At 43.3% G+C, this 25459-nt stretch carries 26 protein-coding genes; 12 read left to right on the forward strand and 14 right to left on the reverse strand.

The window, feature by feature from the left end:
- Positions 1-4 precede the first annotated feature (4 nt).
- Positions 5-715, reverse strand: a complete 711-nt coding sequence (gene pepE / locus O3Q51_06160; GenBank protein ID MCZ4408383.1) for a dipeptidase PepE — start codon at positions 713-715, stop codon at positions 5-7.
- A 339-nt stretch (positions 716-1054) separates the two neighbouring features.
- Between pepE and O3Q51_06165 the strand changes: the two genes are divergently transcribed.
- The 6 genes from O3Q51_06165 (at position 1055) to O3Q51_06190 (ending at position 5037) form a co-directional block, all read left to right on the forward strand.
- Positions 1055-1480, forward strand: a complete 426-nt coding sequence (locus O3Q51_06165) for a VOC family protein (GenBank protein MCZ4408384.1) — start codon at positions 1055-1057, stop codon at positions 1478-1480.
- A 75-nt stretch (positions 1481-1555) separates the two neighbouring features.
- The gene (locus O3Q51_06170; protein ID MCZ4408385.1) at positions 1556-2464 is read left to right on the forward strand and encodes a hypothetical protein; all 909 of its coding nucleotides are present in this window, start codon (positions 1556-1558) and stop codon (positions 2462-2464) included.
- Between the two features lie 37 nt (positions 2465-2501).
- Positions 2502-3539 (forward strand): S41 family peptidase, encoded by a 1038-nt coding sequence (locus tag O3Q51_06175; protein ID MCZ4408386.1) that lies wholly within the window; start codon positions 2502-2504, stop codon positions 3537-3539.
- A gap of 76 nt (positions 3540-3615) precedes the next feature.
- Complete coding sequence (locus tag O3Q51_06180) at positions 3616-4185, forward strand: Crp/Fnr family transcriptional regulator (protein ID MCZ4408387.1); 570 nt, start codon at positions 3616-3618, stop codon at positions 4183-4185.
- Positions 4186-4244: 59 nt separating this feature from the next.
- Positions 4245-4673, forward strand: a complete 429-nt coding sequence (locus O3Q51_06185; protein ID MCZ4408388.1) for an SRPBCC domain-containing protein — start codon at positions 4245-4247, stop codon at positions 4671-4673.
- Between the two features lie 28 nt (positions 4674-4701).
- Positions 4702-5037 carry a zinc ribbon domain-containing protein YjdM gene (locus O3Q51_06190; GenBank protein MCZ4408389.1) on the forward strand — a complete coding sequence of 112 codons (336 nt, stop codon included), beginning with the start codon at positions 4702-4704 and terminating at the stop codon, positions 5035-5037.
- Positions 5038-5039: 2 nt separating this feature from the next.
- Here the strand turns inward: O3Q51_06190 and O3Q51_06195 are convergent, their stop codons facing one another.
- The 3 genes from O3Q51_06195 to O3Q51_06205 form a co-directional block, all read right to left on the reverse strand.
- A complete protein-coding gene (locus tag O3Q51_06195) occupies positions 5040-6227 on the reverse strand; it encodes a hypothetical protein (protein MCZ4408390.1) in 1188 nt (395 codons plus the stop codon).
- Positions 6206-6790, reverse strand: coding sequence for a hypothetical protein (locus O3Q51_06200; protein ID MCZ4408391.1), 585 nt, complete (start codon positions 6788-6790; stop codon positions 6206-6208). Before O3Q51_06200 ends, O3Q51_06195 begins: the two co-directional genes overlap by 22 nt.
- 63 nt (positions 6791-6853) lie before the next feature.
- On the reverse strand, positions 6854-8977 hold the full coding sequence (locus O3Q51_06205; protein ID MCZ4408392.1) for a S9 family peptidase: 2124 nt from the start codon (positions 8975-8977) through the stop codon (positions 6854-6856).
- A 233-nt stretch (positions 8978-9210) separates the two neighbouring features.
- Between O3Q51_06205 and O3Q51_06210 the strand changes: the two genes are divergently transcribed.
- From O3Q51_06210 to O3Q51_06220, 3 genes are read left to right on the forward strand one after another with little or no spacing between them, the layout of a single operon-like run.
- Positions 9211-10191: a DUF2183 domain-containing protein gene (locus O3Q51_06210; protein MCZ4408393.1), complete on the forward strand. Its 981-nt coding sequence runs from the start codon at positions 9211-9213 to the stop codon at positions 10189-10191.
- Positions 10192-10193: 2 nt separating this feature from the next.
- Positions 10194-10805, forward strand: a complete 612-nt coding sequence (locus O3Q51_06215; protein MCZ4408394.1) for a pseudouridine synthase — start codon at positions 10194-10196, stop codon at positions 10803-10805.
- Between the two features lie 24 nt (positions 10806-10829).
- Complete coding sequence (locus O3Q51_06220) at positions 10830-11405, forward strand: pyridoxamine 5'-phosphate oxidase family protein (GenBank protein ID MCZ4408395.1); 576 nt, start codon at positions 10830-10832, stop codon at positions 11403-11405.
- Here O3Q51_06220 and O3Q51_06225 read toward each other — a convergent pair.
- The 5 genes from O3Q51_06225 to O3Q51_06245 all read right to left on the reverse strand — a co-directional run bounded on the left by O3Q51_06225 (position 11402) and on the right by O3Q51_06245 (position 15506).
- The gene (locus O3Q51_06225) at positions 11402-12220 is read right to left on the reverse strand and encodes a sterol desaturase family protein (protein MCZ4408396.1); all 819 of its coding nucleotides are present in this window, start codon (positions 12218-12220) and stop codon (positions 11402-11404) included. The genes O3Q51_06220 and O3Q51_06225 overlap by 4 nt on opposite strands.
- 109 nt (positions 12221-12329) lie before the next feature.
- Positions 12330-13868 carry a SulP family inorganic anion transporter gene (locus O3Q51_06230; protein MCZ4408397.1) on the reverse strand — a complete coding sequence of 513 codons (1539 nt, stop codon included), beginning with the start codon at positions 13866-13868 and terminating at the stop codon, positions 12330-12332.
- Positions 13869-13924: 56 nt separating this feature from the next.
- Entirely contained in the window at positions 13925-14206 is a 282-nt protein-coding gene (locus tag O3Q51_06235) for a hypothetical protein (protein ID MCZ4408398.1), read from the reverse strand.
- A 23-nt stretch (positions 14207-14229) separates the two neighbouring features.
- Positions 14230-14766 carry a hypothetical protein gene (locus O3Q51_06240; protein MCZ4408399.1) on the reverse strand — a complete coding sequence of 179 codons (537 nt, stop codon included), beginning with the start codon at positions 14764-14766 and terminating at the stop codon, positions 14230-14232.
- A gap of 62 nt (positions 14767-14828) precedes the next feature.
- On the reverse strand, positions 14829-15506 hold the full coding sequence (locus O3Q51_06245) for a YceI family protein (GenBank protein MCZ4408400.1): 678 nt from the start codon (positions 15504-15506) through the stop codon (positions 14829-14831).
- Between the two features lie 334 nt (positions 15507-15840).
- Between O3Q51_06245 and O3Q51_06250 the strand changes: the two genes are divergently transcribed.
- Positions 15841-16266, forward strand: coding sequence for a DUF2141 domain-containing protein (locus O3Q51_06250; GenBank protein ID MCZ4408401.1), 426 nt, complete (start codon positions 15841-15843; stop codon positions 16264-16266).
- A gap of 102 nt (positions 16267-16368) precedes the next feature.
- Here the strand turns inward: O3Q51_06250 and O3Q51_06255 are convergent, their stop codons facing one another.
- Positions 16369-18936, reverse strand: coding sequence for an ATP-dependent Clp protease ATP-binding subunit (locus O3Q51_06255; GenBank protein ID MCZ4408402.1), 2568 nt, complete (start codon positions 18934-18936; stop codon positions 16369-16371).
- Positions 18937-19202: 266 nt separating this feature from the next.
- Here O3Q51_06255 and gyrA point away from each other — a divergent pair, with 266 nt between their 5' ends.
- Positions 19203-21746 carry a DNA gyrase subunit A gene (gene gyrA / locus O3Q51_06260; GenBank protein MCZ4408403.1) on the forward strand — a complete coding sequence of 848 codons (2544 nt, stop codon included), beginning with the start codon at positions 19203-19205 and terminating at the stop codon, positions 21744-21746.
- A 64-nt stretch (positions 21747-21810) separates the two neighbouring features.
- Positions 21811-22176 (forward strand): CoA-binding protein, encoded by a 366-nt coding sequence (locus O3Q51_06265; protein MCZ4408404.1) that lies wholly within the window; start codon positions 21811-21813, stop codon positions 22174-22176.
- 418 nt (positions 22177-22594) lie between these two features.
- Here the strand turns inward: O3Q51_06265 and O3Q51_06270 are convergent, their stop codons facing one another.
- The 4 genes from O3Q51_06270 to O3Q51_06285 form a co-directional block, all read right to left on the reverse strand.
- Positions 22595-23791 (reverse strand): aspartate aminotransferase family protein, encoded by a 1197-nt coding sequence (locus tag O3Q51_06270; protein ID MCZ4408405.1) that lies wholly within the window; start codon positions 23789-23791, stop codon positions 22595-22597.
- Positions 23792-23870: 79 nt separating this feature from the next.
- Positions 23871-24344 carry a hypothetical protein gene (locus O3Q51_06275; protein MCZ4408406.1) on the reverse strand — a complete coding sequence of 158 codons (474 nt, stop codon included), beginning with the start codon at positions 24342-24344 and terminating at the stop codon, positions 23871-23873.
- Between the two features lie 10 nt (positions 24345-24354).
- Positions 24355-24846, reverse strand: coding sequence for a hypothetical protein (locus O3Q51_06280; GenBank protein ID MCZ4408407.1), 492 nt, complete (start codon positions 24844-24846; stop codon positions 24355-24357).
- 71 nt (positions 24847-24917) lie between these two features.
- Complete coding sequence (locus O3Q51_06285; protein MCZ4408408.1) at positions 24918-25451, reverse strand: RNA polymerase sigma factor; 534 nt, start codon at positions 25449-25451, stop codon at positions 24918-24920.
- Between the last annotated feature and the right edge of the window lie 8 nt (positions 25452-25459).

The raw sequence follows: 25459 nt of genomic DNA on the forward strand, positions 1-25459 counted from the left end.
TCTCTTAAAGGGAATCTTTCAGATCTTGAACTTCGAATGTTTCAAAAGGCTCTTTCCCCTTGGTGAAAACTCGAACCGTGTGCTCTCCGATAATCTTCCATTCTTCATCTTGAATCTCAATCGCCGACCCTTCTCGAATGCCAAAGACGGGAATATCGCTTTGAGTGTGAAATTCTTTGATGCGGGTTTCTCGTGTTTCGCCCATGTGTTTGCTGGTAGGGTCGGGATCGAGGAAGTGGGGGTTGAGATTGAAAGGAACCAACCCCAATGCTTCAAAAGACTGGGGGTAAACAATCGGCATATCGTTGGTGTTGTTGATCGTTTTTCCAGCAATGTTTGAGCCCGCGCTGGTTCCCATGTATGGGGTTCCTGACAATACCTTATCTCGAAGCGGTTCGACTAAGCCATTCTCTTGAAGAGTCTTTAAGAGTAAAAAAGTATTTCCACCACCGGTGAAAATCCCATCGCATTCATCAATCGCTTTTTGAGGAGTGTTCCAATTGTGAATTCCCTTTATCGATATTCCTGCATCTGCAAATGCTTTCGAAGCGGCATTGGAGTATTCTTCGATACTGATTCCACCTGGCCTGGCGTAGGGAATGAAAAGTAGATTCGTGCATCCTGAAAAAAAGCGAACCACATCGGGCATAACGTAGCTCAAGTATGGGCTTCCGTGTACCGTAGATGTGCTGACTAAGAGAATTTGTTTTGCCATGGCACAAAGCTATAAGATCGATTTAACTTATAGTGATTCCCCAGAAGCATACCAGTAGTTTGGAAATCTCGGCAATGAAGGTTGCTTGAAAAAGAAAAGTCACGAAAATCACCTGACCTAGAAGTTAGAGATCAGAGACCGTGCGGTGGTTAGACGAAAAATGTGCGAAGTTCGAGTTGACCAGCCTACGGGAAGGCTGCGTGTAAAGGTCAAGCTCGAATTTGGATTTTTCGGGGCCTTTTTTGTTTACTTTTTGGGCCAACAAAAAGTGAAGAAAATTTCAACAAGAGAATCAGATAACTTATTATTGATAGATCGAAAAGCCCAATCTCATCGGCCATGGAACCAATTATTGACCACATCCAGATTACCGTTAAAAATCTCGAAAAAGCGGAGGCATTCTACGATGCATTTTTACCGCTTCTTGGTTTTGATCTAAGCAAAAAAGGAAAGGGTAGAGTAGAGGCCCACGATTTTGATGTGATCGAATATGTTCACCCCAACATAACCTTGGGGATTAACTCTCCTCGAGAGCAGTTCAAAGATGATGATGTGCATCGCCGCAAACCAGGATCCTTGCACCACTTGGCCTTTCGAGCTGAATCTACAGAAGAAATTGATCGGCTTTATCCAAAAGTCGTTGAGGCAGGGGCAAACATCGTAGAACCGCCTCAATACTATCCTCAACATGGGGAGAAATACTATGCCTTGTTCTTCAAAGATCCCAGTGGAATAAAGCTGGAAATCATGCACGAAGAGTGTTAAGAATTCATTATTTAATTGCGCGTTGCGTTTTTGCCGTAGTCTGAGCCTTAAGTTTGGAAATAAATTACTGAGGATATGACAAAGCGCTGCATTCAAATCTCATTCTTTCTAAGTGGTTTTATCATTGTAAACTCTCTCTGCGCGCAGTCGGATATGACAGCAACAAATTTTGAAGAGGTGGTAATGAACTACGAACCGAAACAGAGGCAAAATGTCTCTGATAAGGATTTCAACTTCGCTTCAATGGTTATTCGTGAGACTAAGCTGGTAGTAAGAGGGGACGAAGAGGGATTCAATCGGGCTGACTACATGAATGTCCTTACGGCTTTTTTGGCATTAAAGGAATCAAAAGAGAATATTGATTTGGCCTTCGCCAAACTGAGTAATTCGGATGGATCGTGTGAATATTTCTTAAGTTTTGGAGACGAACTGCTAGCTAAGGAATCATTTCAAACCATCCGTAAGAGTTTTGAGGCAAAGATTGCGGAATGCAAACGCGATGATACTCCCAAGGCTAGCTTTGAGTTGGATAACTACTGTTTAGAGTACAAATTAGACTCGAAACTTGTGATGTTAATTTCAGAGGTCGATACGAAAGATAAGCTATACCGAAAAGGAGATTTCGATAACCATAAAGACGATCAGCGACTACTGGATATGGAAAACCAACGGAACATCGATTCGCTATTCGCGGTGCACGAAAAGTACCTTGGCAAAAGCATGGTCGGACCCAAGTTTGAATCTGTGATGTGGGCTGTTATCCAACACTCCAATGAGGCTATGATGAAGAAATACCTCCCTGTCATGAAAGAATCGTTAGCTCGCGGAGATATGGGTGAAGCCATGTTAAAAATGACCATAGATCGCTACTATGCTTTAGCCCATGGCTATCAAGTTTTTGGTTCTCAGGCGGGAATGAACGTAGATTTGGCTACGGTCGAAAAGAGAAATGAAATTGCCAGGTTTTACGGGATAAAGAATTAACTTTCTCGAAGTCTCCCCGAAATAGTAATTTGAGAGAATGAAAAGTCAGTTAATATATTCTACTTTTTTTTGGTCAGTCGCCTTCGTATTTCTATTCCAATGCTCACCGTTCGATTGCCTCGCTCAAAAATCAAAGGAAGTCAAATCTATACTAGACGAAATAATTTCCCATGCTGAAGAGTCATCGCTTTACCGCGATGGTGTAGACTGGAATTCTGTCAAGCAGGAAATGTATGCTTTAGCGGAAGAAGCCGACTCAATTTCGCAATTAAAACCAGCGTTGGAATTAATGCTCAACGAACTCAACGACACCCATGGTCGTGTTTTTCACAACAACCAATACCTGGCTTATCACACAGGCAATCGACCATCGAGGCCCGACGGTTTTGACTGGGATGTATACACGGACATTCAATCTGCTCAGGTCTATCCATTTATCGCCGAGAATCTAGAGAACGAAATTGGATATGTACGTATCGTCGGTCTGCCCATGGGCGACAATCAAAAAATGTCAAATGATATCCAAGATGCTGTTTGTGAGATAATTAAAAATGGCGCTACCAAATGGATCATCGATTTGCGATACAATGGCGGTGGCAATATGTTTCCGATGGTAGAAGGTCTCACCTCGATAATCGGTGATGGGCCAGTAGGTGGCACCAAGGGTGTCACTGAAGAGGAAAGCTCTGTCTGGAAAATTGAAGATGGAGATTTCTACTACGACGAACAAAATGTAGCAATTGACAATAGATGTCCGCTGGAAGAGCTACCAAAAATCGCGGTTTTGACGAGCAGCTATACAGCAAGTTCAGGAGAAGCCCTAGCGGTTATTTTGAAAGGACGTCCTGATACCCGTTTTTTCGGAAACAACAGCTATGGCATGATCACCGCAACGGATTATCATCCTATAGATAAGTCGACTGTGATGAGTATTTCGGTGAGTTATTACAAAGATCGAAGTGGAAAAGTCTATACCACCAATGTTGATGTGGATGAAGAAATTCGATTCGTCCCTGCAGCTAGTTTACCTAGTGATTTGGCAGTGGCAGCTGCTAAAAATTGGCTAATAAGATAGATCGAATCCAATTTTGCGGCAGATATCTATCCTGAACAAATAGTAAATTTGATGTCCGCACTGAACGCGACAAGCATTGACAGAACTTGAAAAATACATCAACTCACATCTGGGCATAGCGCAATGCGATGTAGCTAAGGCCGCTTCCCTTTTCAAACCTTCCAAATTAGAAAAGGGGCAATACTTTGCCCGAATTGGCGAACGTTGTGAGCGCCTTAGTTTTGTCCAGTCCGGATTCGTTCGCGTTTTTGCTTATACCGATTCAAAAGAGGTCACGCAATGGATATCTTCCAAAGGCTATTTTATTGCCGATCTTTCTAGTTTGATTTTTGGGACTCAATCGCGGTGGAACATTCAAGCCATAACTGATGTAGAATTGTTCACCATAGAAGGAGAAGACTACAAAAACCTGGCTACCGTAGTTCCCAACTGGCCTGCTATGGAAAAGCAGTTTATTTCGTCCTGTTTTATCACCTTGGAAAACAGAGTTTTCAATCATCTTTCTCTTAGCGCAGAGGAACGCTATGATCAGCTTTACACCTTCAATAAGGACTTGTTTCAGCATGTCCCACAGCAATATCTCGCTTCGATGCTGGGAATGACGCCCGAAACATTCAGTAGAATACGCGCCAAAAAGGTTTCTTGATATAGATCAAGTGAATAGCAAACGGTATACTCCAACTTTGCCACAGCAAACAACAAAACATGGCAAAAGAACTATTCACATCGATTCAAATCAAAGCCAGCAAGGAGCTGGTTTGGAAAGTATTAACTGATTTTGACAAGTATCCCGAATGGAACCCATTGATCACCTCACTTAAAGGAGAAGTCGCGGCAGGAAAAAGGATAACGGCCAAGGTTGCCGGAACGACTTTCAAACCCGAAGTGCTCGTTTTCGAAGAGAATATAGAGCTCAAATGGCTCGGACACCTTTGGATCAAAGGACTCTTTGACGGGGAGCACCGCTTCCTTTTAACTGAAAACAAAGACGGTGTATGCTTTGAGCAAAGCGAAAAGTTCGGTGGCATACTCGTTCCGCTTTTCGCGAAAAGTCTAGATGGGAAAATCAAAACTGGTTTCGAAGAAATGAATATTGCACTCAAAAGAAGAGTAGAAGAAATCCAAGGACAGTAGAATCGACAACTTTATTTACTTTGGTCGTATGTCCGACGAATCGATCCCTTGCCCAGAATGTAAATCACCCTATGGTTACCCTACTGGAACAGGCCTTATGGCTTGCCCGGAATGCGGTCATGAGTGGAACCCTGAAGAACTAGCCGAGGAAAGTTTGGTGAAAGATTCCAATGGAAATGTTCTCAACGACGGTGATTCTGTCATTGTAATTAAACAACTGCCGGTAAAAGGCTCTTCTTCGCCAATCAAAGTTGGAACCAAGGTCAAGAACATCAAACTGGTAGAGGGCGACCACAATATCGCTTGTAAGATCGATGGATTTGGAGCGATGGGACTGAAGTCCGAGTTTGTGCGGAAGGCCTAAGATCAATCTATGCTAAGGTGCATTTGTGGCTTTAAGGCGGGTAATTCTCGCCAATTGACCGACTCAGATATTGCATAAAAACTGTTCGATCCATTAGCGATCCTCAGCTCTCCCGTGGTCCCGTTGTATGTGTAATGGAGAATATTCTCTTCTCTGTTGTAATCAATTAAGTTCATGGATTTCTCAATCGGATCGATCTCCAGTTTGTAATCTTTCATCCTGAAGTCATTGTCTTGAAAAATCAAATAACCATCTCGATGGATGAAGATCATTTTCAAATTTGGGTCTGAAGAATCCGTCACTTCATAAGCTCCATGGAGAAAAGGCCTTTCGGCAAGATCGTCGTTGTAAACTCCATTTTGCCAAAAGGGTAGGATTGATTGGATCAGAGCGATTCCAATGATGATCACCTTCGCGATTACCTGAATCTTGGAAGAATTCCAATCGGAGGGAAGCGTAGGTAATTCGGTGAGCTTTGCGTTTTCTTGATAAGAGAAAACCGCCAAAAAACTACGTGCGAATGGAGCCAAGAGAACTACAGATATCAGCAGCAGTAAAAGCGAAAGGGCTTTCACCGAAATATCAAAACTAAAGTTCACTGCGACCACATTCACCAGAATGCCGAGTGCCAGAATAAGACCAATGACGCGCGTCTTCCGAACGAGTAAAAGCATAGCAGCCAGCACTTCGGCCCAACCCAAAAAGAGATTGTATTCATATGAAATGCCCATCGTGCTCCAGTACAAGATGTCCTTGTCGAGCATCCCAAAGGGAGTAAATAGAATATTGGGCTCCGGAAGATAAAACTGCGCTTTAAAGACTTTGTCCACTCCATAATTCAGTAAAACGAATGCTAAGAAATAAGTCAGCACGATTTGAACCGAAGCCATCAATCGACTATTGTGCTTTTGGCGAAAGCCCAAAATCATTGAAAATGGTACAACCAGAGCTAGCAGCAGCCACATAAAGCTACTGTCTGAAGAAATCTCTTGAATCCAATTCTCTGTTTGGTAAAAGAATCCACCCGCGAACTTTAGCAGTGGTAATAAAAGTGCATCTGCCAGGGATTTTTGCCAACCAAGGAAATCTAGTGGCCCGGGAATTAAAACAATGGCAAGAGCCGAATAGAATAATCCGGCTTGCCAAAGATGCTTGAATAGTCGCGATTTCAAATCTTCGCTGCCGCCCATGATTTAGCGCTTACGGAATAAGCGATACCTGTCAAAGCTAGAACCAATAGCAGTATGAGTGGAGTATTGCCACGCGGAGGAAAGGTTGAAAAGGGAATGATCTCGTTCTCGTCAGTTGCCTTTTCTTCATTGTCGTAGCCCACGAATACTACCTTATCAATGTCGTTTTTGAAGTGATAGTCTCGCTTTACTACCATCTTGATGCTATCAAGCGAATGCTGTCGCGAAAAAAGCGGATGGTTATACACATACTCCCGATCTGGCTTCCAGCTAGATTTGTCCTTCTTGCTTTTCTTCGTCTTTATTTCCTCGTTAAAGTAGCTTGTGACCAATATCACCCGGTGTTCATCGACATAGATCACGCTGTCGAGCTGAGCATTTATCACATAGCGATCGGGTGCTTCACCAAAGTTTGATTCAATTGGATTGAAATCATCGCTGTTCAAGGCAAGCTGAAAATTCTCAGCCGTTCCGCTGTGACTCTTGTGCGCAATAAGTTTTGTCTGGGAAAAACCAGATAGTCCAATACTTAGAATGGACAGTGTTAAGGCAAGGTGTTTCATGGGAGTTGGATTTATTTTCCCTCCCAAATACCACAAACCATGCCTCAATCTTTTAAGACTCGATTACTCCTTAAGCCCTTCCAGATCCAAAACGAAAGCATACTCCAAAGCGATTTCTTTGTAGCGATCAAATCGTCCTGAAGCTCCGCCATGTCCTACTTTCATGTTGCAGTCCATGACGAGAAGATTGTCATCCGTTTTTAGCTCTCTTAGCTTGGCTACCCATTTTGCGGGTTCCCAATACTGCACTTGGCTGTCCCAATATCCGGTCGTTACCAGCATGTTTGGATAATCCTTTGCTTCTACATTATCGTAAGGAGAATAAGACTTGATGTAGGTATAATACTCGGCATCTTTTGGATTTCCCCATTCGTCAAATTCTCCTGTAGTTAGAGGAATAGACTCATCAAGCATAGTAGAAATCACATCGACGAAAGGAACTTGAGCAATCACACCATTCCACATATCGGGAGCCATGTTAGCGATGGCACCCATCAGCAATCCTCCTGCACTTCCACCTTGCGCGTAGAGGTGATCAGCATTGGTGAACTGCTCATCAATTAAGAATTGTCCGCAGTCAATGAAATCCGTGAATGTGTTCTTCTTGTTCAGAAGTTTTCCGTCTTCGTACCACTCGCGACCTAAATCTTGGCCTCCGCGAATGTGCGCGATGGCAAAAGCAAATCCGCGATCGAGCAAACTAAGGCGCACGGAACTGAACGTTGGATCCATTGTGGCACCGTATGATCCGTAAGCATAAAGCAGGAGAGGAGCCTTGCCGTTTTTCTCGTATCCTTTCTTGTAAACTACTGAGATTGGAACCATTTTGCCATCGCGAGCAGGCGCCATCAATCTTTCAGAAACGTAGTTCGCGGCATCAAACTCACCGCCCAGAACTTCTTGTTGTTTCAAGATTTCCCTCTCCTTGGTCACCATATTGTAATCGTAGGTCGTTCTCGGAGTGGTCATGGAGGTGTAGCCAAAACGAAGTGTTTCCGTTTCAAACTCAGGGTTTCCGGTGGTGTAAGCGGTATAAGTCGGATCGTTGAATTCGATGTAGTGCTCTTCACTTCCGTTCCAAGGCATCACCCGAAGGTTGATCAACCCTTGCTTGCGCTCGGTCACCACAAGGTGGTTCTTGAAAATGTCGATTCCCTCGAGCAAAACATCCGCTCGATGAGGGATGATATCTTTCCAATTCTCTTTGCCCGGGTTTGAAACAGGTGCTTTTACAAGCTTGAAGTTCTTCGCATTCTCGTTGCATACAATGTAGAAGTCGTCCCCAAAATGATCCACACCGTATTCCAATCCACGAACTCGTGGTTGAATCATAGTCCACTCCCCATCGGGAGTATCGGCATCGAGGAAACGGTACTCATTGCTCATCGTTTGATAAGATCCTATGATAAGGTATTTCCTTGATTTGGTCTTGTAGATAAACGTTCCAAAGGTGTCATCTTTCTCCTCGTAAACCAGCTCGTCTTCGGAGATGTCGGTACCTAATTTGTGTTTGTAAATCCGATAAGAACGCAGCGTTACCGGGTCTTGCTTCGTGTAGAAAATGGTCTTATTGTCATTCGCCCAAGTGATTCCGCCAGTGGTTTCGGCTATTTCGTCCGAAAGGATTTCACCTGTCTCGAGATTTTTGATGTGTATCGTGTATTCTCTTCGTGATACATAATCAGTGCTGTAAGCCATCATCTTATTGTCTTCGCTCACTTCATATCCGCCTATGGCAAAGTAGCTTTTGTCCTTGCCCATTTCGTTTCCGTTGAGCAAGATCTCTTCTTCAGCTCCTTCGGTTAAGGCCTTTCGGCAATAAAGCGCATAGTCGCCACCTAATTCGTAGCGGGAGTAGTAGCTGTAGCCATTCGTGGAAACAGGGACAGACTGATCGTCTTCTTTTATTCTGGATTTGATTTCATTGAAGAGCTTGTCCTGAAGTGGCTCGGTATGCTTGAGCATCGCTTTGGTATAAGCATTCTCCTCATTCAGGTAGTCCAACACATCCTGAGTTTGGGCATCCGGCGTTTCTGCTTCTTTCTGCTCATCACTCAAACGCATCCAGAAATAGTTGTCAATTCGAGTGTCGCCGTGGGTCGTCAATTCTTCTGCTACTTTTTTGGCTATCGGTGCTTTCATTTCCTTTTCGGCGCTTTGTTCTTTTTGTTCAGTTCCACAACTCATTACCGCAATAGCTATAGCAGATAGGGCGATTGTCTTACACACTTTATGGATCATGAGTTGTGGTTTTTTTTGGTTTGTGCCGCGAAGATAAAAGAAGTACGCGAGGTCAGATGCTTATCACATTTAGAAATAGTCGGGTACATGTCATTTCTTGGATTGATTCGAGATTCAGCGCCTTTAGCAGGAAAAGTCAATTTTTCTTTTGTAAAATCGTCTTCTAGTTATCCCGATCTGTGTTTTTATTTTCTAAAAAGAGCAACCCCATTGTTATTCGTCCTTACGGAGGTTACGCCAATGATGCTCGATTTTTCGCGAAAGCGAGAGTACTCGAAGACAAGGGAATAGAGCATTTGGAAACTGATGGAATGCTGAGAACGCTCAGGAACTTCTACAAGAGAATGGGTAGCGATGAGAAGAAGGGAATGCAGGTAGAAGTAAGCTGGAACGGTGGGCACAAGGAGCTTGTGTCAGACAGAGAAGGGTATATCAATCTCAATGCAGCGCACGGATTGGGCAGCTTACCATCATCAAATGATTGGCTTGATTTGGAATTTAAGTTAAGCGATGAGCAAGCTGATCATCCGTTTTCAACTAAAATATTACAGCCAGGGAAATCGGCAGAGTTTGCATTGATCTCCGACATAGACGACACGATCATCCACACCGGCGTGGCCTCGCGACTGAAGTGGCGACTTTTGGTGAACTCCCTGGTGAAGAACCCATTTATTCGAAGACCCTTGCTAGGCGTTCGCGATTTCTACCAGGCTCTCCACGAAGGGAAGTCAGGTAAGCCAACGAACCCGGTATTCTACGTTTCAAATAGCCCTTGGAATTTGTTCGGCTACCTCAATACTTTTCTGAATTATCACGCATTTCCGAAAGGCCCGCTCATCCTTCGGGATATCGGTGTAAAGCCGATGGAACACACCGAACACGGTGGTAAATATGGCAGAGTAAGAGAAATCATCGATGCCTTTCCCGACATGAAGTTTGTCCTTTCAGGCGATTCTGCGGAAGCGGATACGGATATCTACCTGCAGCTAGCACGAGAATACCCCGATCAAATCCACAGTATTTTCATCCGAACGGTAAAACACAAGAAGCGCATGAGAAGAGTCAAAGCCTTGATAGAGGCGAACCAAGACGTAAATGTTCGATTGATCAGCCATTCATCAGAGGGCCTGGCTTTCGCCAAAGAATTAGATCTCCTTTAGTTTTGACGGATTCACTAAAAGCAGACTCAGGCTCGGCAGGTCAATTCCGTCATTTCGTTTTGCACAAACCTCATGGCTATTTGTCTCAATTGATCAATAACCAAGAACGCAGGAAAAACAAACGCTTATTAGGAGAGCTATTCGATTTTCCACCCGGCACAATGTCCATTGGCAGGCTCGACGAAAAGTCGGAGGGACTATTGCTTCTCACCACGAATGGCAAGGTGAGTAAGCTGATTAGTAGCAACAAGTTTGAGAAAGAGTATTACGTGCAGGTGGATGGGGTAATTGATCAAACGGCAGTTGACCGTTTAAAAGTAGGAGTGAAGATCACAGTTAAGAAGGAGCCATACGTTACCACACCTTGTGAAGCGAGAATATTGAAAGAAATACCCTCATTTCTAGGCGAATCCAATCATGTGCGCGATGATCGGCACGGGCCTACCTCTTGGATTTCTGTCACACTTACTGAAGGCAAGTTCAGGCAGGTACGCAAGATGACCGCTGCCGTGGGTTTCCCAACATTGCGTTTGGTTCGAATAAGAATAGGATCCACATGGCTCAAAGGTCTTCAGGTAGGGGAAGTAAAAGAAGTAGATCAGTTCAAACTTTAGCTGCGCCTTATTTGTTTTATCCTCATGGGAAAGGTAATTGAAGCCCACCACGACTTAGAAACGGTACGCAGGCTCTGCATCGGACAGCTGGCGAGAGGCGTCCAAAAGAAAAACCATCCATTTCGAGAGGTGGCAATGGCTACGGTGGATGGTGTGCCGAATATCCGAATGGTGATTTTGAGAAAACTGAAGCAAGATCCATTGTCAATATTGGTTTACACGGATAATCGATCAGGTAAAATTGCTGAACTGAAAGCCAACCCGCATGCTTCATTCCTGTTTTGGCATCCAACTTCCAAATTTCAGCTCAAGCTGAAAACCAAGGTGGTCATTCACCAAAACGATAAAATGGCAGCTCAACATTACCATTCAATAGGAGAGAGAGGAAGAGAATCCTACAATACGGTTAAAGCACCTGGCTCCGCAATCAACGCAGAGAAAAATCCCTACTCAGAGTTAAAAGAGAAGTTTGACGACAGTGAATTCTGCGTATTGGAATGCAACGTAATGGAAATGGAGGCGCTTCAATTAAGTCGTGAAGGGCATATTCGAGCTCACTTTAACATTAAGGATAATGAGTCGAACTTCATTGTTCCTTAGTAATCGGTCTTGATCTTCTTATTAAAAGGCACCTTAAATTGATACCCTAAATCGCCCGAAGTAGAATCGTCTAATACATCGAGACCATACTTTACTTGCTTTGGATCTCCGATAACCAATGTGCCAAATATTCGGTCCCAAATAGAAAAGATATTGCCATAATTGCTATCGGTCCAAGGGCGCTCAAAATGATGATGAAACTTGTGCATGTTAGGAGTTACAAAGACCAACCCAATTGTATTATCCACCCACGAAGGAACCGTGATATTGGCATGAGTTGTGTAGGTGAAAAACACTGTGATGATCCTGTACATCAGGTAAAAGGAGAGGGGTGCGCCTATGATTAAGGCCGCAAGTAGTGAAAACAACTCCCTGAACATATAGTCTCCCGGGTGATGACGCGTGCCGCTCGTTACATCCACCTCCGTATCACTATGGTGTACCATGTGAAACCGCCACATGAAACTGACTTTGTGAAGAAGGAAATGAACAAAATATTGAGCAACTAAGTCAAACGCCAACAAGGAAATAATAAGGTTGACCCAAAGCGGAAAATCAAATAGAAACAGAAGGCCGAACTCGTGTTGCTGTGTCCAGCTAAAGACACCAACAGTCAAAATACCGAAAAGCACGTTGATGACCAAAGTAGTGGAAAGGAAAATGAGATTAACCTTAGCATGCTTCCATTTTTTGTAGCCGTGCGAAACAAGCGGGTAAACTCCTTCAGCGAGCCAACATACACCGATACAACCGATTACCCAAGCCAGCTTTTGCCAAGTCGGCATCGTTTCAAAAAACAACAGCATCTTATCCATACTACACTTATTTAATGCATAAAAGTAACGATTTCAGTGCTTTTTGGTTTAGCAAAGTAGCGGTGCTGGATGGATAACCTTCTATCTCTTCAATACCGCTTAAGTACAATCATTCTAGCAAAGGAATATCAATGCTCTCCACCATTATTTCTCGCTTTGGAGCAGTGTCAATAAATTCATGGATGACTTCAAGCGCATCATGATCTATTTGCTTCGTTCTGGATCCATCCAAAACTACAATACTGTTATCGGGAATCCTGTCCAGAGTTGTTCTCAAATCCGCTTTGTTTAAGAAGGATACGTGTTCACTCAGCCCTATTCTTATTTGATCAGTTTTGCCGTCTTTACCGGTTTCGTCCATATAAGTGTACGGTGTATGGTAATTGCTGCGTATAATGTAAAATATTCCAATGCTCATCCCGATTAGAATTCCGATCAAGAGATCTGTAAACATGATGGAAACTACAGTAACGATAAAAGGAATAAACTGCTTATTACCCATTTTGAGATAACTCTTGTAAATGGATGGTTTCGTCAATTTAAATCCGACGTAGATTAATATCCCTGCCAGTGAAGCAAGTGGTATCATCTCCATCACTCCCGGGATGAGTGCTACTGCCACTAAAAGAAATATTCCGTGTAATATGGCAGAGAGCTTCGTTTTTGCTCCGGCTTCAATGTTGGTAGAACTCCTAACTATTACAGCCGTAATTGGGAGCCCACCGATCAGTCCACTTAATATATTACCTATACCTTGAGCTTTCAATTCGCTGTTTTGAGGTGAATGTCTTTTTTCAGGATCTAATCTATCAGCCGCTTCCAAACTCAAGAGTGTTTCCAAACTAGCTACAATAGCCAGAGTGACTGCAACGATATAGACATCGAGATTGGTAAACATAGACCAATCGGGATGGATCATTTCACTCTTTAGCTCGGTAAAATCATTGATTATTGGTAATGAGACCAGATGTGTTGCATCAATGGCTAGTTCGGGAATGAAACTTTCGAATAACAAATTGACAAAAACGCCAATAACCACTACCAATACACCACCGGGAATATCCTTTAGAACGGGAATCTTTTTCAAAGTAGGAGTGGCCCAGATAAACATAAGCGCCAAGGAAACAAAGCCGATGATGGCACTCCCTACTTGCATATTATCGATGGCGTCGAGTATCCCTGTGAACGTATTGCTACCATCGCGCTGTAAGAACTCCATTTCCCCGAAAGCGTCATTATCAAATCCGATCAGGTGAGGAATTTGCTTGAGAATCAGTATGAGACCGATGGCGGCAAGCATGCCCTTGATCACTGCAGAAGGGAAATATAGTCCGATAACACCTGCCTTTGCGAAGCCTAAAATCAACTGTAAAACTCCCGCTATAACTACGGCAAGCATAAACCCTTCTATTGTTCCAAGCGTATCGAGGGCATTTAAAACGATCACAACTAGTCCTGCTGCGGGTCCACTAACACTGGTAGAAGATTGACTCAAGGAGCCAATGATTATTCCACCAATGATACCTGAAATTAATCCTGAAAAAAGAGGGACGCCAGATGCCAAGGCAATTCCCAAACAGAGTGGGAGAGCGACTAAAAAAACTACAATGGATGAAGCGAAATCTCGCTTAATGTGAGAAAAAATCATAAAACAAACGGGTGAAGAGTGAGTGAAGTCGGTGAAAGAATTTGGGGGTGCTGTACTTACACTTTGGGGGGTGGAATAGGGACCTCAGGAAAGTTGATGAAGATTAAGTTCTCAGAATAAGCGACTGTATCATCGTCTATTGAACGATCTAAGCAATCCTGAGCTATCACCTGGATCATCGATAAACGGAGATCAACCGATTCAATTTCACTCTCCGATTCTTCCGCACAATCCATTAGAGCAGAATTGATTTTTTCATCAAACCTAAGACCTACGCTACCATAGATGGTTGACAAGGCTATAATTCCTGCGACAATGGTTGTAATCAGTCTGTTCATTTATTATAAGAAGAATGCGGAATTTACATATTTTCCTCAATCTTAAGCCCGTATGCTTTGGCGATTTTCAATGCTCTGTTTTTGAATCCTGCAGAACCTGTGTTAAACCTGAATTGAATAGCGGCTTCAAGCTCTACGCCTAGCTCGGGGTATCGCTTCATTTGATTGGCTATTACCGTCATTGAAAATACCTGAATTGCAATGGGTGAATGGGAGTCCTTAAGGGACTCAAAAGAGAGATCTATTACCTCTCCAAGATTTTCTTCATCGATAAGAATCTCTGCAAGCACTCGATAAGTGAACCTCGGCCCGGCCGTGTGGACATTCTTTCTTATGACTTCAATTAGTTCCTTTTGAAATTGCTCAAAGAGAGTAGGAGAAACATCGCTAATCGCATGACACACAGCTGCGGCTTGTTGAACCTCGATCGACTCGTCTGATCTTAGTTTATCCAACCATTCCATCAGCTTTTCTGTGTCAGCTTCATTTACGATTCTGACACCTTCAGACTTGAAATCCTGAAAGTTGTTATCTCCACCGAAGGCGGTTTGCTTGGGCATATCCAAAAATAAAAAACCCTGATCATTTGATCAGGGTTTTGAAATAAGATTGTTATCAATACTTACATGGCAGCATCGGCTGTTGCAACAATTGTAAATTCCAAATCTAGATCATCAGAAAGGATTTTGTCTTCAGCTCCCATATCAAAAGCAACATTGTACTTCTGACGATCCAATGTCATAGAACCCGTGGCTTTCACCTTTCCGTTCATTGTTTCCATAACCACTCCTTCGATCGTTTCGGCGTTTGTGATTCCGCGGATGGTCATATCTCCCATAATTTTTCCATCTTCCATTCCCGTAACCTTGAAAGTAGCTGTAGGAAATGAGTCAACGGCAAAAAAGTCAGGTGAAGAAAGATGCCCAACTAATTTTTCAGGTGTACTGCCTTCCTCGGGTTTATATGAGTCATCAGTAGGAGTAATTGTACTCATGTCAATAACGAAAGTACCATCAGTAATTTTACCGTCAGTCATTGTCATCATTCCTTTTTGGAAATCGATAGTTCCGGTATGGCCGTATAGACTCACACCTCCGACCTTAAGCATGTTACCTGCCCAAATCATTTGACTCTCATCCTGAGAAAGCGAATAAGCCCCTGATGGACCTTCAGTTTCTGTTGTTTCTTCATTCATTGAAGTGTCTTCCGTTCCGGTAGATTCCTCAGTAGCTCCTCCTCCGCAGGAAAACAAAAATAATCCTAACGTAAGGCTTAATGTAACGCTCAATACTCTTTTCATGGTATATTTATTTTGGGTTCGAATGTAGCTTTAACGATTGAACACGAATCTTGTTTAAATAGTGCTTGTACACTATACGATGTCAATAAAGCCCCAAAACAAAAAAGCTCCGCTGGTTAGGCGGAGCAAGTGTAAGTTAGCATCTTGATTTCGTAATCAAAATCATTGGTTGCTTTTAAGACGGGCCATCTTGGAATGGTTGCCCTCCATCGATGAAAAAAAATAATTCATCGATTATTGTGTTGTCTATGAATAGCTTAGAGTTTAGATTAAATTTGTCTTCATTAGGGAATCACAATGCCCTCTTTGTACTAACAGGAGTAATTAAACCTACATGAAAATTATTTTAAGCCTTTGTATAGCCCTCATGGGCTTCTTTTCTGCCTCCAACGGTTCTGAAGAGCTGATCTCGCTCAAGGTCAGAATTAAGAATGTAGAAAATGAAGATTCGAATATCATGATAGCTGTCTTCAGAAGCTATGATACCTTTTTGACGGAGGACATGCATAGGCAAGAAGTAATCGCAGTAAAGAATTTTACAGAAACGGAAGTGGAATTCAAACTGGCTAAAGGTGAATACGCCATTGCTGTATTTCAAGACAAGAATAAGAATGGCGATTTAGATCGAAATTTTTTCGCTTACCCTTCTGAGCCTTTTGGTTTCTCGAACAACTTTAGGCCATTAATAAAGCCTCCACATTGGACGGATGTCGCTTTTCAGGTAGACAGCGAGAGTGCGATTGAAATTGAGCTAAAGTAGTTATCCTAAGAATAGCGTTGTTTTCGTTTTTGTCAAGCGTTAGAACATAAAAAAGCCATCAGATATTTTCCGATGGCTTTCTATTTTATAGATTATTGAGTATCAGTTTTCCTCCTTCTTAGGCTTCTTGCCTTTAGTGATGCGAATGTTTATTTCATCTGAGTCCTTTTTCTTTCCGATATGAATGGTATCGCCTTCTTCCAGATTGGAATTAATGATTTCCTCTGCCATCGGATCTTCGACGTATTTCTGTATAGCTCTCTTTAACGGACGAGCGCCAAACTTTTCGTCATATCCTTTCTCTGCAATGAAATCTTTTGCGGCTTCACTCAACTTCACCTCGTAACCCAAAGAGTTTATTCTCTTGTAAAGTTTGCCCAGTTCGATGTCGATGATCTTATGGATATCTTCTTTCGATAAAGAGTTGAAGATGACCACATCGTCAATTCTGTTTAAGAATTCAGGTGCAAACGCCTTTTTCAAGGCATTTTGAATCACTGCCGCTTGAGCAGAGTTTTCATTTTCAATACGCGCTCTGGTACCAAATCCTACGCCCGTTCCAAAATCAGAGAGTTGTCTAGCTCCAATATTAGAAGTCATAATAAGAATTGTATTTCTGAAGTCTATTTTACGACCCAAACTATCTGTAAGTTGGCCATCATCCAACGCTTGTAGCAATAAGTTGAAAACGTCAGGGTGCGCCTTTTCGATCTCATCAAGCAAAATGATCGAGTAGGGGTGTCTTCTCACTTTTTCTGTAAGCTGACCACCTTCTTCGTAACCAATATAGCCAGGAGGTGCTCCGATCAATCGGCTGATGGCAAATTTCTCCATGTACTCGCTCATGTCGATTCTTATAAGTGAGTCTTCCGAGTGAAATAAATACTTGGATAGTTCTTTTGCCAATTGAGTTTTACCAACTCCAGTAGGTCCTAAAAATATAAAGGATCCGATCGGCTTATTGGGATCTTTCAATCCCGCTCTGTTTCTCTGAATAGCCTTTACCACTTTACCTACAGCACCTGATTGTCCGATTACAGAGTCGTGAAGCTCTTCGTTCATCTTGGCCAGTCGACCACTTTCTTTTTCAGCAATTCTTTGCATCGGAATCCCCGTCATCATTGCAACGACTTCCTCTACATGGTCTACTGTTACCGTAACACGGTGATTCTTGGCTTCTGCTTCCCACTTAGCCTTCGCCGTTTCGAGCTCTTCAATCAAGCTTCGCTCTTTATCACGTAATTTCGCCGCCTCTTCATACTTCTGACTTCGAACTACTCGATTCTTTTCTTCCTTAATTTCTTCAATCGCCTTCTCCGCTTCGATAATCTCTTTTGGCACCTTGATATTCGTGATGTGCACGCGTGAACCTACTTCATCCAAAGCATCAATCGCTTTGTCCGGAAGGTGTCTGTCAGAAATATATCTGCTAGTGAGGGTAACACAAGCTTTAATGGCATCGTCAGTGTAGTTTACACTGTGGTGCTCCTCATATTTTTCCTTAATGTTATTGAGAATCTGAATGGTCTCTTCTTCATTGGTAGGTTCTACCATTACCTTTTGGAATCGACGTTCCAGAGCTCCATCTTTTTCAATGTATTGTCGGTATTCATCCAATGTTGTGGCACCGATGCATTGTATTTCGCCTCGAGCGAGGGCGGGCTTAAACATATTGGATGCATCCAAAGAGCCACTCGCTCCCCCGGCTCCGACAATAGTGTGAATCTCATCGATAAAGAGAATGACCTCAGGAGACTTTTCCAATTCGTTCATCACCGCTTTCATCCGTTCTTCAAACTGGCCACGGTACTTGGTACCTGCCACCAATGAAGCTACGTCAAGCGAAACAATTCTTTTGTCAAATAATACTCGTGATACCTTGCGCTGAACAATTCTGAGTGCAAGGCCTTCCGCAATCGCAGATTTACCCACACCAGGCTCACCTATTAATACAGGGTTATTTTTCTTTCTTCTTGAAAGTACTTGAGACACCCGCTCTATTTCTTTTTCACGGCCCACAATCGGGTCTAGCTTGTTGTCTTCAGCCATTTTCGTGAGATCGCGACCAAAGTTGTCTAGGACCGGAGTCTTCGATTTAGAATCTGAAACGCGACGAGCTCCGCCGCCACCGGATCCACCTGAGAAACCACCACCCATATCATCATCGTCATCATCAGATGCGCTAGGGAACTCAGCTCGCGGACTATTCATGCTGCTGCCTGATAATTCATCGCCAGTGCCCATCGTTTCTAGTTCGTCTCGTACTGTATCGTACTCGACTCTGAATTTCGATAAAGCTCTAGTTGCGACATTGTCTTCATCCTTGAGTATACTCAGTAGAAGATGCTCAGTGCCTATAGTTGGGCTTTTGAAGAGCTTTGCTTCGAGGTACGTGATCTTCAAAACTTTTTCGGCCTGTTTAACCAAAGGTATATTACCCAAGTTACCTGACTTGGCAGAAGCCGAGCGCGTACTTGATTCAACAGCTCGTCGCAGTTCTTTCAGATCAATCCCTAAATTTTTCATTATTTGAATCGCCGTGCCTTCACCCTCTCGGATGATGCCCAGCAGTAAGTGTTCAACACCTATAAAATCATGCCCTAGTCTTAGGGCTTCTTCCCTGCTATAGCTGATTACGTCTTTTACTCTGGGAGAAAATTTTGCTTCCATGAAATCCTTCCTTTCTAATTAACTTTGCACTCTCTCATTATAACTCGTTTCAGGCAAAGGTTGTTCTAAAGTTACACCGATAATGAGTATTTTCAAATATAAGTCTGTCGATTCTGACAAGCTGTCATTTAGGGGTAGATTATTTCACAGATTTTTGTTGATAAAACACCCTTTAAAACCGCAGACAAACCTTGTTATATCACTACTTTCGGCAATTGGCTTTGCGTAGTGCAAAAACCGTACAATTTTTCAATTGACATTATAAAATGGCAGAAGGAGAAAAGATCATACCGATCAATATTGAAGATGAAATGCAGTCGGCCTACATCGATTACTCGATGTCGGTTATCGTTTCCAGAGCCCTCCCTGATGTAAGGGACGGTTTGAAACCTGTTCATCGCCGTGTTCTCTACGGAATGATGGAGTTAGGTGTCTATTCTAACAGATCCTACAAGAAATCTGCCCGTATTGTCGGGGAGGTATTGGGTAAATTTCACCCACACGGAGATAGCTCAGTCTACGACACTATGGTGCGTATGGCTCAGCCTTGGTCTATGCGCTACATGCTTGTAGATGGGCAAGGAAACTTCGGTTCGGTAGATGGTGACAGCCCTGCGGCAATGCGTTATACTGAGGCACGTCTGCAAAAGATTGCAGAAGAAATGCTCTCGGATATCGACAAAGAAACCGTTGACTACCAGCTCAACTTTGACGATTCTTTAAAGGAGCCAACTGTTTTGCCTACCCGAATTCCGAACCTTTTGGCCAATGGCGCCAGCGGTATCGCTGTGGGTATGGCAACAAATATGCCTCCACACAACCTCTCTGAGGTGATTGATGGAACCATAGCTTTTATTGATAATAGAGATATAGACATCGCGGGGCTCATGGAGCACATTAAAGCTCCTGATTTTCCAACAGGTGGTATTATTTACGGTTACGAAGGTGTAAAGCAAGCATTTGAGACAGGCCGTGGTCGTGTTGTAATGCGAGCTAAAGCAAATATTGAAGAAATCCGTGAGGGTCGCGAAGCAATCATCGTTACCGAAATCCCCTATCAGGTGAATAAAGCGGAAATGATCCGCAAGACAGCCGATTTGGTTGTCGACAAAAAGATTGAAGGCATCAGTGATATTCGGGATGAGTCCGACCGTAAAGGGATGCGAATCGTTTATGAGTTGAAGCGTGATTCCATTCCGAATGTAGTGCTAAATAAGCTGTATAAGTATACCGCTCTACAGACCTCATTTTCAGTAAACAATATCGCGCTAGTGAAGGGGCGTCCAGAGATGTTGAATCTCAAGGATATGATCTTCAATTTCGTAGAGCACCGTCACGATGTGGTGGTTCGCCGTACAACATACGAACTGCGTAAAGCGGAAGAAAGAGCCCATATTTTAGAAGGATTGCTAATCGCCCTTGACAATATTGACGAGGTGATTGCTTTAATTCGTGCAAGCCAGAACCCTGAAGAAGCCCGCAACGGTTTGATGGAGAAGTTTGCTCTTTCTGAGCTTCAAGCCAGAGCTATCCTCGATATGCGTCTACAAAAGCTTACCGGTTTGGAAAGCGAAAAGATTCGAGAAGAGCATGCCGACTTGATGAAATTGATTGATCACTTAAGACAGATTCTTAGTGATGAAGGGTTGAGAATGCAGATTATCAAGGATGAACTCATTGAGATCAAGGACAAATACGGTGATGAGCGTCGTTCACGAATCGAGTACTCTGCTAGTGAAATGAGTATTGAGGATTTGATTCCCGATGAAGATGTGGTAATTACCATCTCTCACTTGGGCTATATCAAGCGTACTTCTTTGAATGAATACAAGACTCAAGCAAGGGGTGGAGTTGGTTCTCGTGGAAGCAAAACAAGAGATGAAGATTTCTTGGAGCACCTGTTCGTAGCGACCAACCACAATTATCTCTTGATCTTTACAGAGAAAGGGAAGTGCTACTGGATGCGAATTTTTGAAATTCCCGAAGGGTCTAAAACATCTAAAGGAAGAGCCATTCAAAACCTGATCAACATCGAACAAGACGATAAGATCATGGCTTACATTAATACGCAAGACTTAAGAGACGAGGATTACATCAATAGCCACAATGTGATTATGGCAACAAAGAATGGTGTAGTTAAGAAGACATCGCTCGAAGCATACTCTCGTCCGCGTCAAAATGGAATCAACGCCATTACTATTAAGGATGGTGACCAACTACTGGAAGCAAAGCTAACCAACGGAAGTAGCGAAATCATACTTGCAAAGAAGAGCGGTAAAGCCATTCGTTTCAACGAAGAAAAGGTTAGAGCTGTAGGTCGTACTTCGCAAGGAGTAAAGGGTGTTACCCTTGAAAGTAAAGATGACGAGGTAATTGGTATGATTTGTATCAGCGATACTTCAACCAATGTTCTGGTTGTTTCCGAAAAAGGCTACGGCAAGCGAAGTGATGTTGAGGAATACCGCATTACCAACCGTGGAGGAAAAGGTGTAAAAACCCTGAACGTAACGGAAAAGACGGGAGCTTTGATTTCCATCAAATCTGTTACTGACGATGATGACTTGATGATCATCAACAGGAGCGGCCTAACCATCCGAATGAGCGTTGCAGATCTTCGTGTGATGGGTAGAGCAACTCAGGGAGTTCGATTGATCAACCTCAAGGGAAATGACGCGATTGCGGCTGTGGCCAAAGTGGTGGTTTCTGAGGATGATGAAGACATGACAGATGACCTGAATGAGGAAGGCGGAAATTCAGATGACTTAGGAGCTGCACCTAGCGGTGAAAACGACAGCGATAGCGCCGAATAAATATTAGAAACCCCAAAGTGAAGCCCTGATCAACTTTGATCGGGGCTTTTTGTTAAGAGGATAAATGGAAAAAAAGAATACCGTTGTAATCGGCGCCAGTCCAAACCCCATGCGATACGCTTATCGCGCTGTAGAGATGCTCAAGTCAGCTGATCACCCTGTTGAGGCCGTCGGTCTTCGTCAAGGAGAAATTTCAGGCGTTTCTATATCCACAGAGCTCAAACCATTTCCTAATGTGGATACGGTAACACTGTATGTTGGTCCGCGAAATCAGGAGCACTGGAAAGAGTACATCAAATCTTTGAAGCCAAATAGGGTCATCTTTAATCCGGGAACGGAAAATGATGCCTTTCAAGAAGAGCTGACAAAAGAAGGAATTGAAGTAGAGGAGGCTTGCACGCTCGTTCTCCTTTCTATGGGGAATTACTAAGTCAACTTTTAATTACTTTAGTGATCTGATTTTCCATATAGTCGATTAATTAAACAAAAAGACAACCCCCTTTATTGGATTCTTATGGGATCTTCCATTCAGTCTTTGCTGGCCAGCTTTTTCGGCTCAAGCCCGCACACTTTTTAGACCCTAAGGCGGAATTGTCCCTTAACCATAGATTGGACGTCGTCCAGCAATACCAGTAAAAAGGGATTAGAGACAAGCTAAACATGGTAGTAATTCTTATCCATCGGAATAGTTTAACTGTGCAACTGCGTGCGTCCGTTTTTAACTGGGGTTTTGCGCTCACCCAAATTGTTCTAATACAAGGACTTTCATAGCGCAAAAATTGCCTTTCGACGTCCTTGATTTTTGCTCCACTTTTTATCAAGAAAAAGTGGAATGAGAAAAGCTCATTTCAAAGAAGGTCTGGAACAGCCTCCTGAATCGCCTCATTAATCGCCTTCGCCGCTAAGCGAATTTCTTCATCGGAAATGGTGAGGGGAGGAGCCAACCTAAAGCTCTCAGGACAAGACAAGAAATAAAAGGTGATCACTCCCTTTTCCAAACACTTCTCAACGATTTTATATACCAAATCGGCTGATTCAAACTCTACGGCAAACATCATCCCAATTCGTCTCACTTCAACAATTGCAGGATGATCGAGAAGTGATTCCAATAGTTCACCTTTTTCTTCGGCAGTTTCTATCAAGTTGCCTTCTTCAATGGCTTGGATATTTCCCAATGCCGCGGCGCAGCAAACGGGGTGACCACCAAAAGTGGTGATGTGCCCCAGAATGGGATCTTCTTTCAGGCAGGCCATAATCTCTCGATCACTCACAAAAGCACCCATAGCCATTCCGCCTGCCATGCTTTTGGCGATGGTTAAAATGTCGGGAGTAATTCCAAAATGTTCAAAGGCAAATAGTTTACCCGTTCGGCCAAAGCCCGTTTGGATTTCATCCAATATGAGCAAAGCACCAACCTCCGTGCAGCGGGCGCGGAGAGCCAGCATAAATGCCTTCGAAGGTATTCTCACACCAGCATCACCTTGCACCGTCTCGATGATGACACATGCGGTGGACTCATCGATTAAACTCAAGTCGTTCAATTCACCGTACCGCATAAAGTAGACCTCGGGTAGTAAGGGGCGAAAGGCGTATTTCTTTTTTTCATTTCCAGAAACACTGAGCGAGCCATGCGTAGACCCGTGGTAGGCCTTGTGGCAAGAGACGATTTTCCGTCTACCCGTAAACCGTTTGGCCAGTTTTAGGGCAGCTTCGATGGCTTCGGTACCGCTGTTCACAAAGTAACAGGCATTGAGTGAATCGGGCAGGAGGGAAGTAAGCTTTCGAGCCAACTCTACCTGCGGACCTTGAATAAATTCGCCGTAAGGCATCACGTGGAGGTAGCGATCTACTTGATCTTTGATTGCCTTCACCACGGTCGGGTGTCGATGTCCGACATTCGTCACGGCAATCCCTGAAATCATATCGAGGAAGCTCTTGCCTGCGGTATCGTAGATGTAGCAACCCGCAGCGTGGCTTACCTCTATCCCGATGGGGAAAGGTGAAGTTTGGGCTTGGAGCGCGAAGAAATCATCTCGAAGATTCATTGGGGCAAAGGTAAGCTTCAACAATCTTTGGAGATATAATTAATCTAATTCTTTAACTCCTGGAATAAAAAAGTCGAGATCACCTTCCGCCACTGCCTCTCTCAGGCCTTTCCCCTCTGACTTTCCGTAACAATTCCCGCTTAAAACCTTCCTCGGCCTCCATCATTGCCAAAACTTTCTGCGGTGAGAGAATCTCGACAAACTGCTTGAAGTACTTTTCCTCAATGGCAATGCGTTCTCGTTCGTGATCAAACCTCGATTCCATCTGCTCGATCAATTCCTCGTCAGACAGTTCGGATTCATTGATCTTAAATAGTTGGTACTTCTTTCTTCCCTCACTTCTATGTGCATCCATCTCATCGCGGAATTGATTGTAAACAGGCCAAAAGACTTGCGCTTCTTCAGGCGACAAATCCATTTGCGAAGTGAGGTAAGCCACTTTCATTCCTTCGATCTCTTTTCTTTTTTCAGGAGAGAGTTCAGAAGGGTGTCCCATTTGCCCCCAGACTATTGCGGGAAGCAGAACTAGTAGAGTGATTATTGCGTTTTTCATATCAGTTGTTCTAAAGTGATTCGTATAAAACAGACTCAGATATTTCGGAGTCAAGTAGGTAATTCAAAATTTCTTCTTCAGTAAGATCTTCATTTGACGAGACTTCAGCTTCATCCAATTCAATGTCTGCAGCAATCGCTTCGAGATCGTATTCTTCAGCCAAATACAAGGAAGCCGCGTCTTCAGAAATAGCATTTAATTGATGGTCAAAAGAAACCATCAATTCTGAGGAATTCTGGACATTATTATCCTTCAAAAGTGGAACAAGCGCGAGCAGAAGAGCCAATCCGGCTGCAACGGAAAGATTCCTGAAATTAATCAAAGAGCGAACTTTGCCTGAGGGCTTATGTTCAGATACTTTCTTGATCTTTGCTATAACTTGATCTTCCAGAGAATCAAAGTAGTCCTCCGGAATCTCACGCATCTCATCCATTTCTTTTGAGAATAAGCGAGGCGCTAGCTCTTTTAGGTAGTTCTTTTCTTTTTTATCCTGTTCTGACATTTTTCAGTATTCAATTCTTTTGAGCGTAATCGTGTAGCTCTGTTTCTATGACTATTCCTTTGTCAAATGGTTTAATCTCCTGTTAGAAATGCTTCAATTTTGCGCACAGCATGAAAATAACTTGCTTTAAGAGCTCCCACACTTGTCCCCGTAATTTTCGATATTTCCTCGTATTTCATTTCAGAGAAGTACTTCATTTGAAAAACCCGCTGTTGTTTCTCGGGTAAGCTCAGAACCGCCTCATCCAGCTTCATTCTGATTTCGTCACCGTCAGGTCCGTCAGTCTGTCCGCCACTGTGGTAACTTTCTTCCATATCTACAGCGTGCATTTTATTACGCTTGCTCAATAGAGTTAAGGCCTCATTCGTAGCTATGCGGTAAAGCCAAGTATAAAGTGCTGAGTCGCCTTTGAATCCATCGATGTGTTTCCACACCTTCACAAAAGCATTTTGGAGAGAGTCGTCAGCGTCAGGATGATTGCCCGTCATCGATCGAAGATGAGCATAGAGAGGCTTTTTGTACAAATTCATCATTTGTACAAAGGCTGCCTCCTTGGTTCGCTTGTTTCGGAGACCCTTAAGTATTTCCCGTTCTTCGGACTTCATCTTCAGTT

It is taken from the genome of Cryomorphaceae bacterium 1068 (assembly GCA_027214385.1).
Classification (GTDB): domain Bacteria; phylum Bacteroidota; class Bacteroidia; order Flavobacteriales_D; family Cryomorphaceae; genus JAKVAV01.

What these genes read in the sequence shown, in the direction of transcription:
- O3Q51_06195 (MCZ4408390.1), bottom strand. Translation starts at nt 6,227, where the DNA reads ATGGGCGGCAGCGAAGATTTGAAATCGCGACTATTCAAGCATCTTTGG.
- O3Q51_06280 (MCZ4408407.1), bottom strand. Translation starts at nt 24,846, where the DNA reads ATGTCAGAACAGGATAAAAAAGAAAAGAACTACCTAAAAGAGCTAGCG.
- O3Q51_06220 (MCZ4408395.1), top strand. Translation starts at nt 10,830, where the DNA reads ATGGGAAAGGTAATTGAAGCCCACCACGACTTAGAAACGGTACGCAGG.
- O3Q51_06265 (MCZ4408404.1), top strand. Translation starts at nt 21,811, where the DNA reads ATGGAAAAAAAGAATACCGTTGTAATCGGCGCCAGTCCAAACCCCATG.
- O3Q51_06225 (MCZ4408396.1), bottom strand. Translation starts at nt 12,220, where the DNA reads ATGGATAAGATGCTGTTGTTTTTTGAAACGATGCCGACTTGGCAAAAG.
- O3Q51_06240 (MCZ4408399.1), bottom strand. Translation starts at nt 14,766, where the DNA reads ATGCCCAAGCAAACCGCCTTCGGTGGAGATAACAACTTTCAGGATTTC.
- O3Q51_06235 (MCZ4408398.1), bottom strand. Translation starts at nt 14,206, where the DNA reads ATGAACAGACTGATTACAACCATTGTCGCAGGAATTATAGCCTTGTCA.
- O3Q51_06200 (MCZ4408391.1), bottom strand. Translation starts at nt 6,790, where the DNA reads ATGAAACACCTTGCCTTAACACTGTCCATTCTAAGTATTGGACTATCT.
- O3Q51_06175 (MCZ4408386.1), top strand. Translation starts at nt 2,502, where the DNA reads ATGAAAAGTCAGTTAATATATTCTACTTTTTTTTGGTCAGTCGCCTTC.
- O3Q51_06255 (MCZ4408402.1), bottom strand. Translation starts at nt 18,936, where the DNA reads ATGGAAGCAAAATTTTCTCCCAGAGTAAAAGACGTAATCAGCTATAGC.
- O3Q51_06170 (MCZ4408385.1), top strand. Translation starts at nt 1,556, where the DNA reads ATGACAAAGCGCTGCATTCAAATCTCATTCTTTCTAAGTGGTTTTATC.
- O3Q51_06250 (MCZ4408401.1), top strand. Translation starts at nt 15,841, where the DNA reads ATGAAAATTATTTTAAGCCTTTGTATAGCCCTCATGGGCTTCTTTTCT.
- O3Q51_06275 (MCZ4408406.1), bottom strand. Translation starts at nt 24,344, where the DNA reads ATGAAAAACGCAATAATCACTCTACTAGTTCTGCTTCCCGCAATAGTC.
- O3Q51_06190 (MCZ4408389.1), top strand. Translation starts at nt 4,702, where the DNA reads ATGTCCGACGAATCGATCCCTTGCCCAGAATGTAAATCACCCTATGGT.
- O3Q51_06165 (MCZ4408384.1), top strand. Translation starts at nt 1,055, where the DNA reads ATGGAACCAATTATTGACCACATCCAGATTACCGTTAAAAATCTCGAA.
- O3Q51_06205 (MCZ4408392.1), bottom strand. Translation starts at nt 8,977, where the DNA reads ATGAGTTGTGGAACTGAACAAAAAGAACAAAGCGCCGAAAAGGAAATG.
- gyrA (MCZ4408403.1), top strand. Translation starts at nt 19,203, where the DNA reads ATGGCAGAAGGAGAAAAGATCATACCGATCAATATTGAAGATGAAATG.
- O3Q51_06230 (MCZ4408397.1), bottom strand. Translation starts at nt 13,868, where the DNA reads ATGATTTTTTCTCACATTAAGCGAGATTTCGCTTCATCCATTGTAGTT.
- O3Q51_06245 (MCZ4408400.1), bottom strand. Translation starts at nt 15,506, where the DNA reads ATGAAAAGAGTATTGAGCGTTACATTAAGCCTTACGTTAGGATTATTT.
- O3Q51_06270 (MCZ4408405.1), bottom strand. Translation starts at nt 23,791, where the DNA reads ATGAATCTTCGAGATGATTTCTTCGCGCTCCAAGCCCAAACTTCACCT.
- pepE (MCZ4408383.1), bottom strand. Translation starts at nt 715, where the DNA reads ATGGCAAAACAAATTCTCTTAGTCAGCACATCTACGGTACACGGAAGC.
- O3Q51_06285 (MCZ4408408.1), bottom strand. Translation starts at nt 25,451, where the DNA reads ATGAAGTCCGAAGAACGGGAAATACTTAAGGGTCTCCGAAACAAGCGA.
- O3Q51_06185 (MCZ4408388.1), top strand. Translation starts at nt 4,245, where the DNA reads ATGGCAAAAGAACTATTCACATCGATTCAAATCAAAGCCAGCAAGGAG.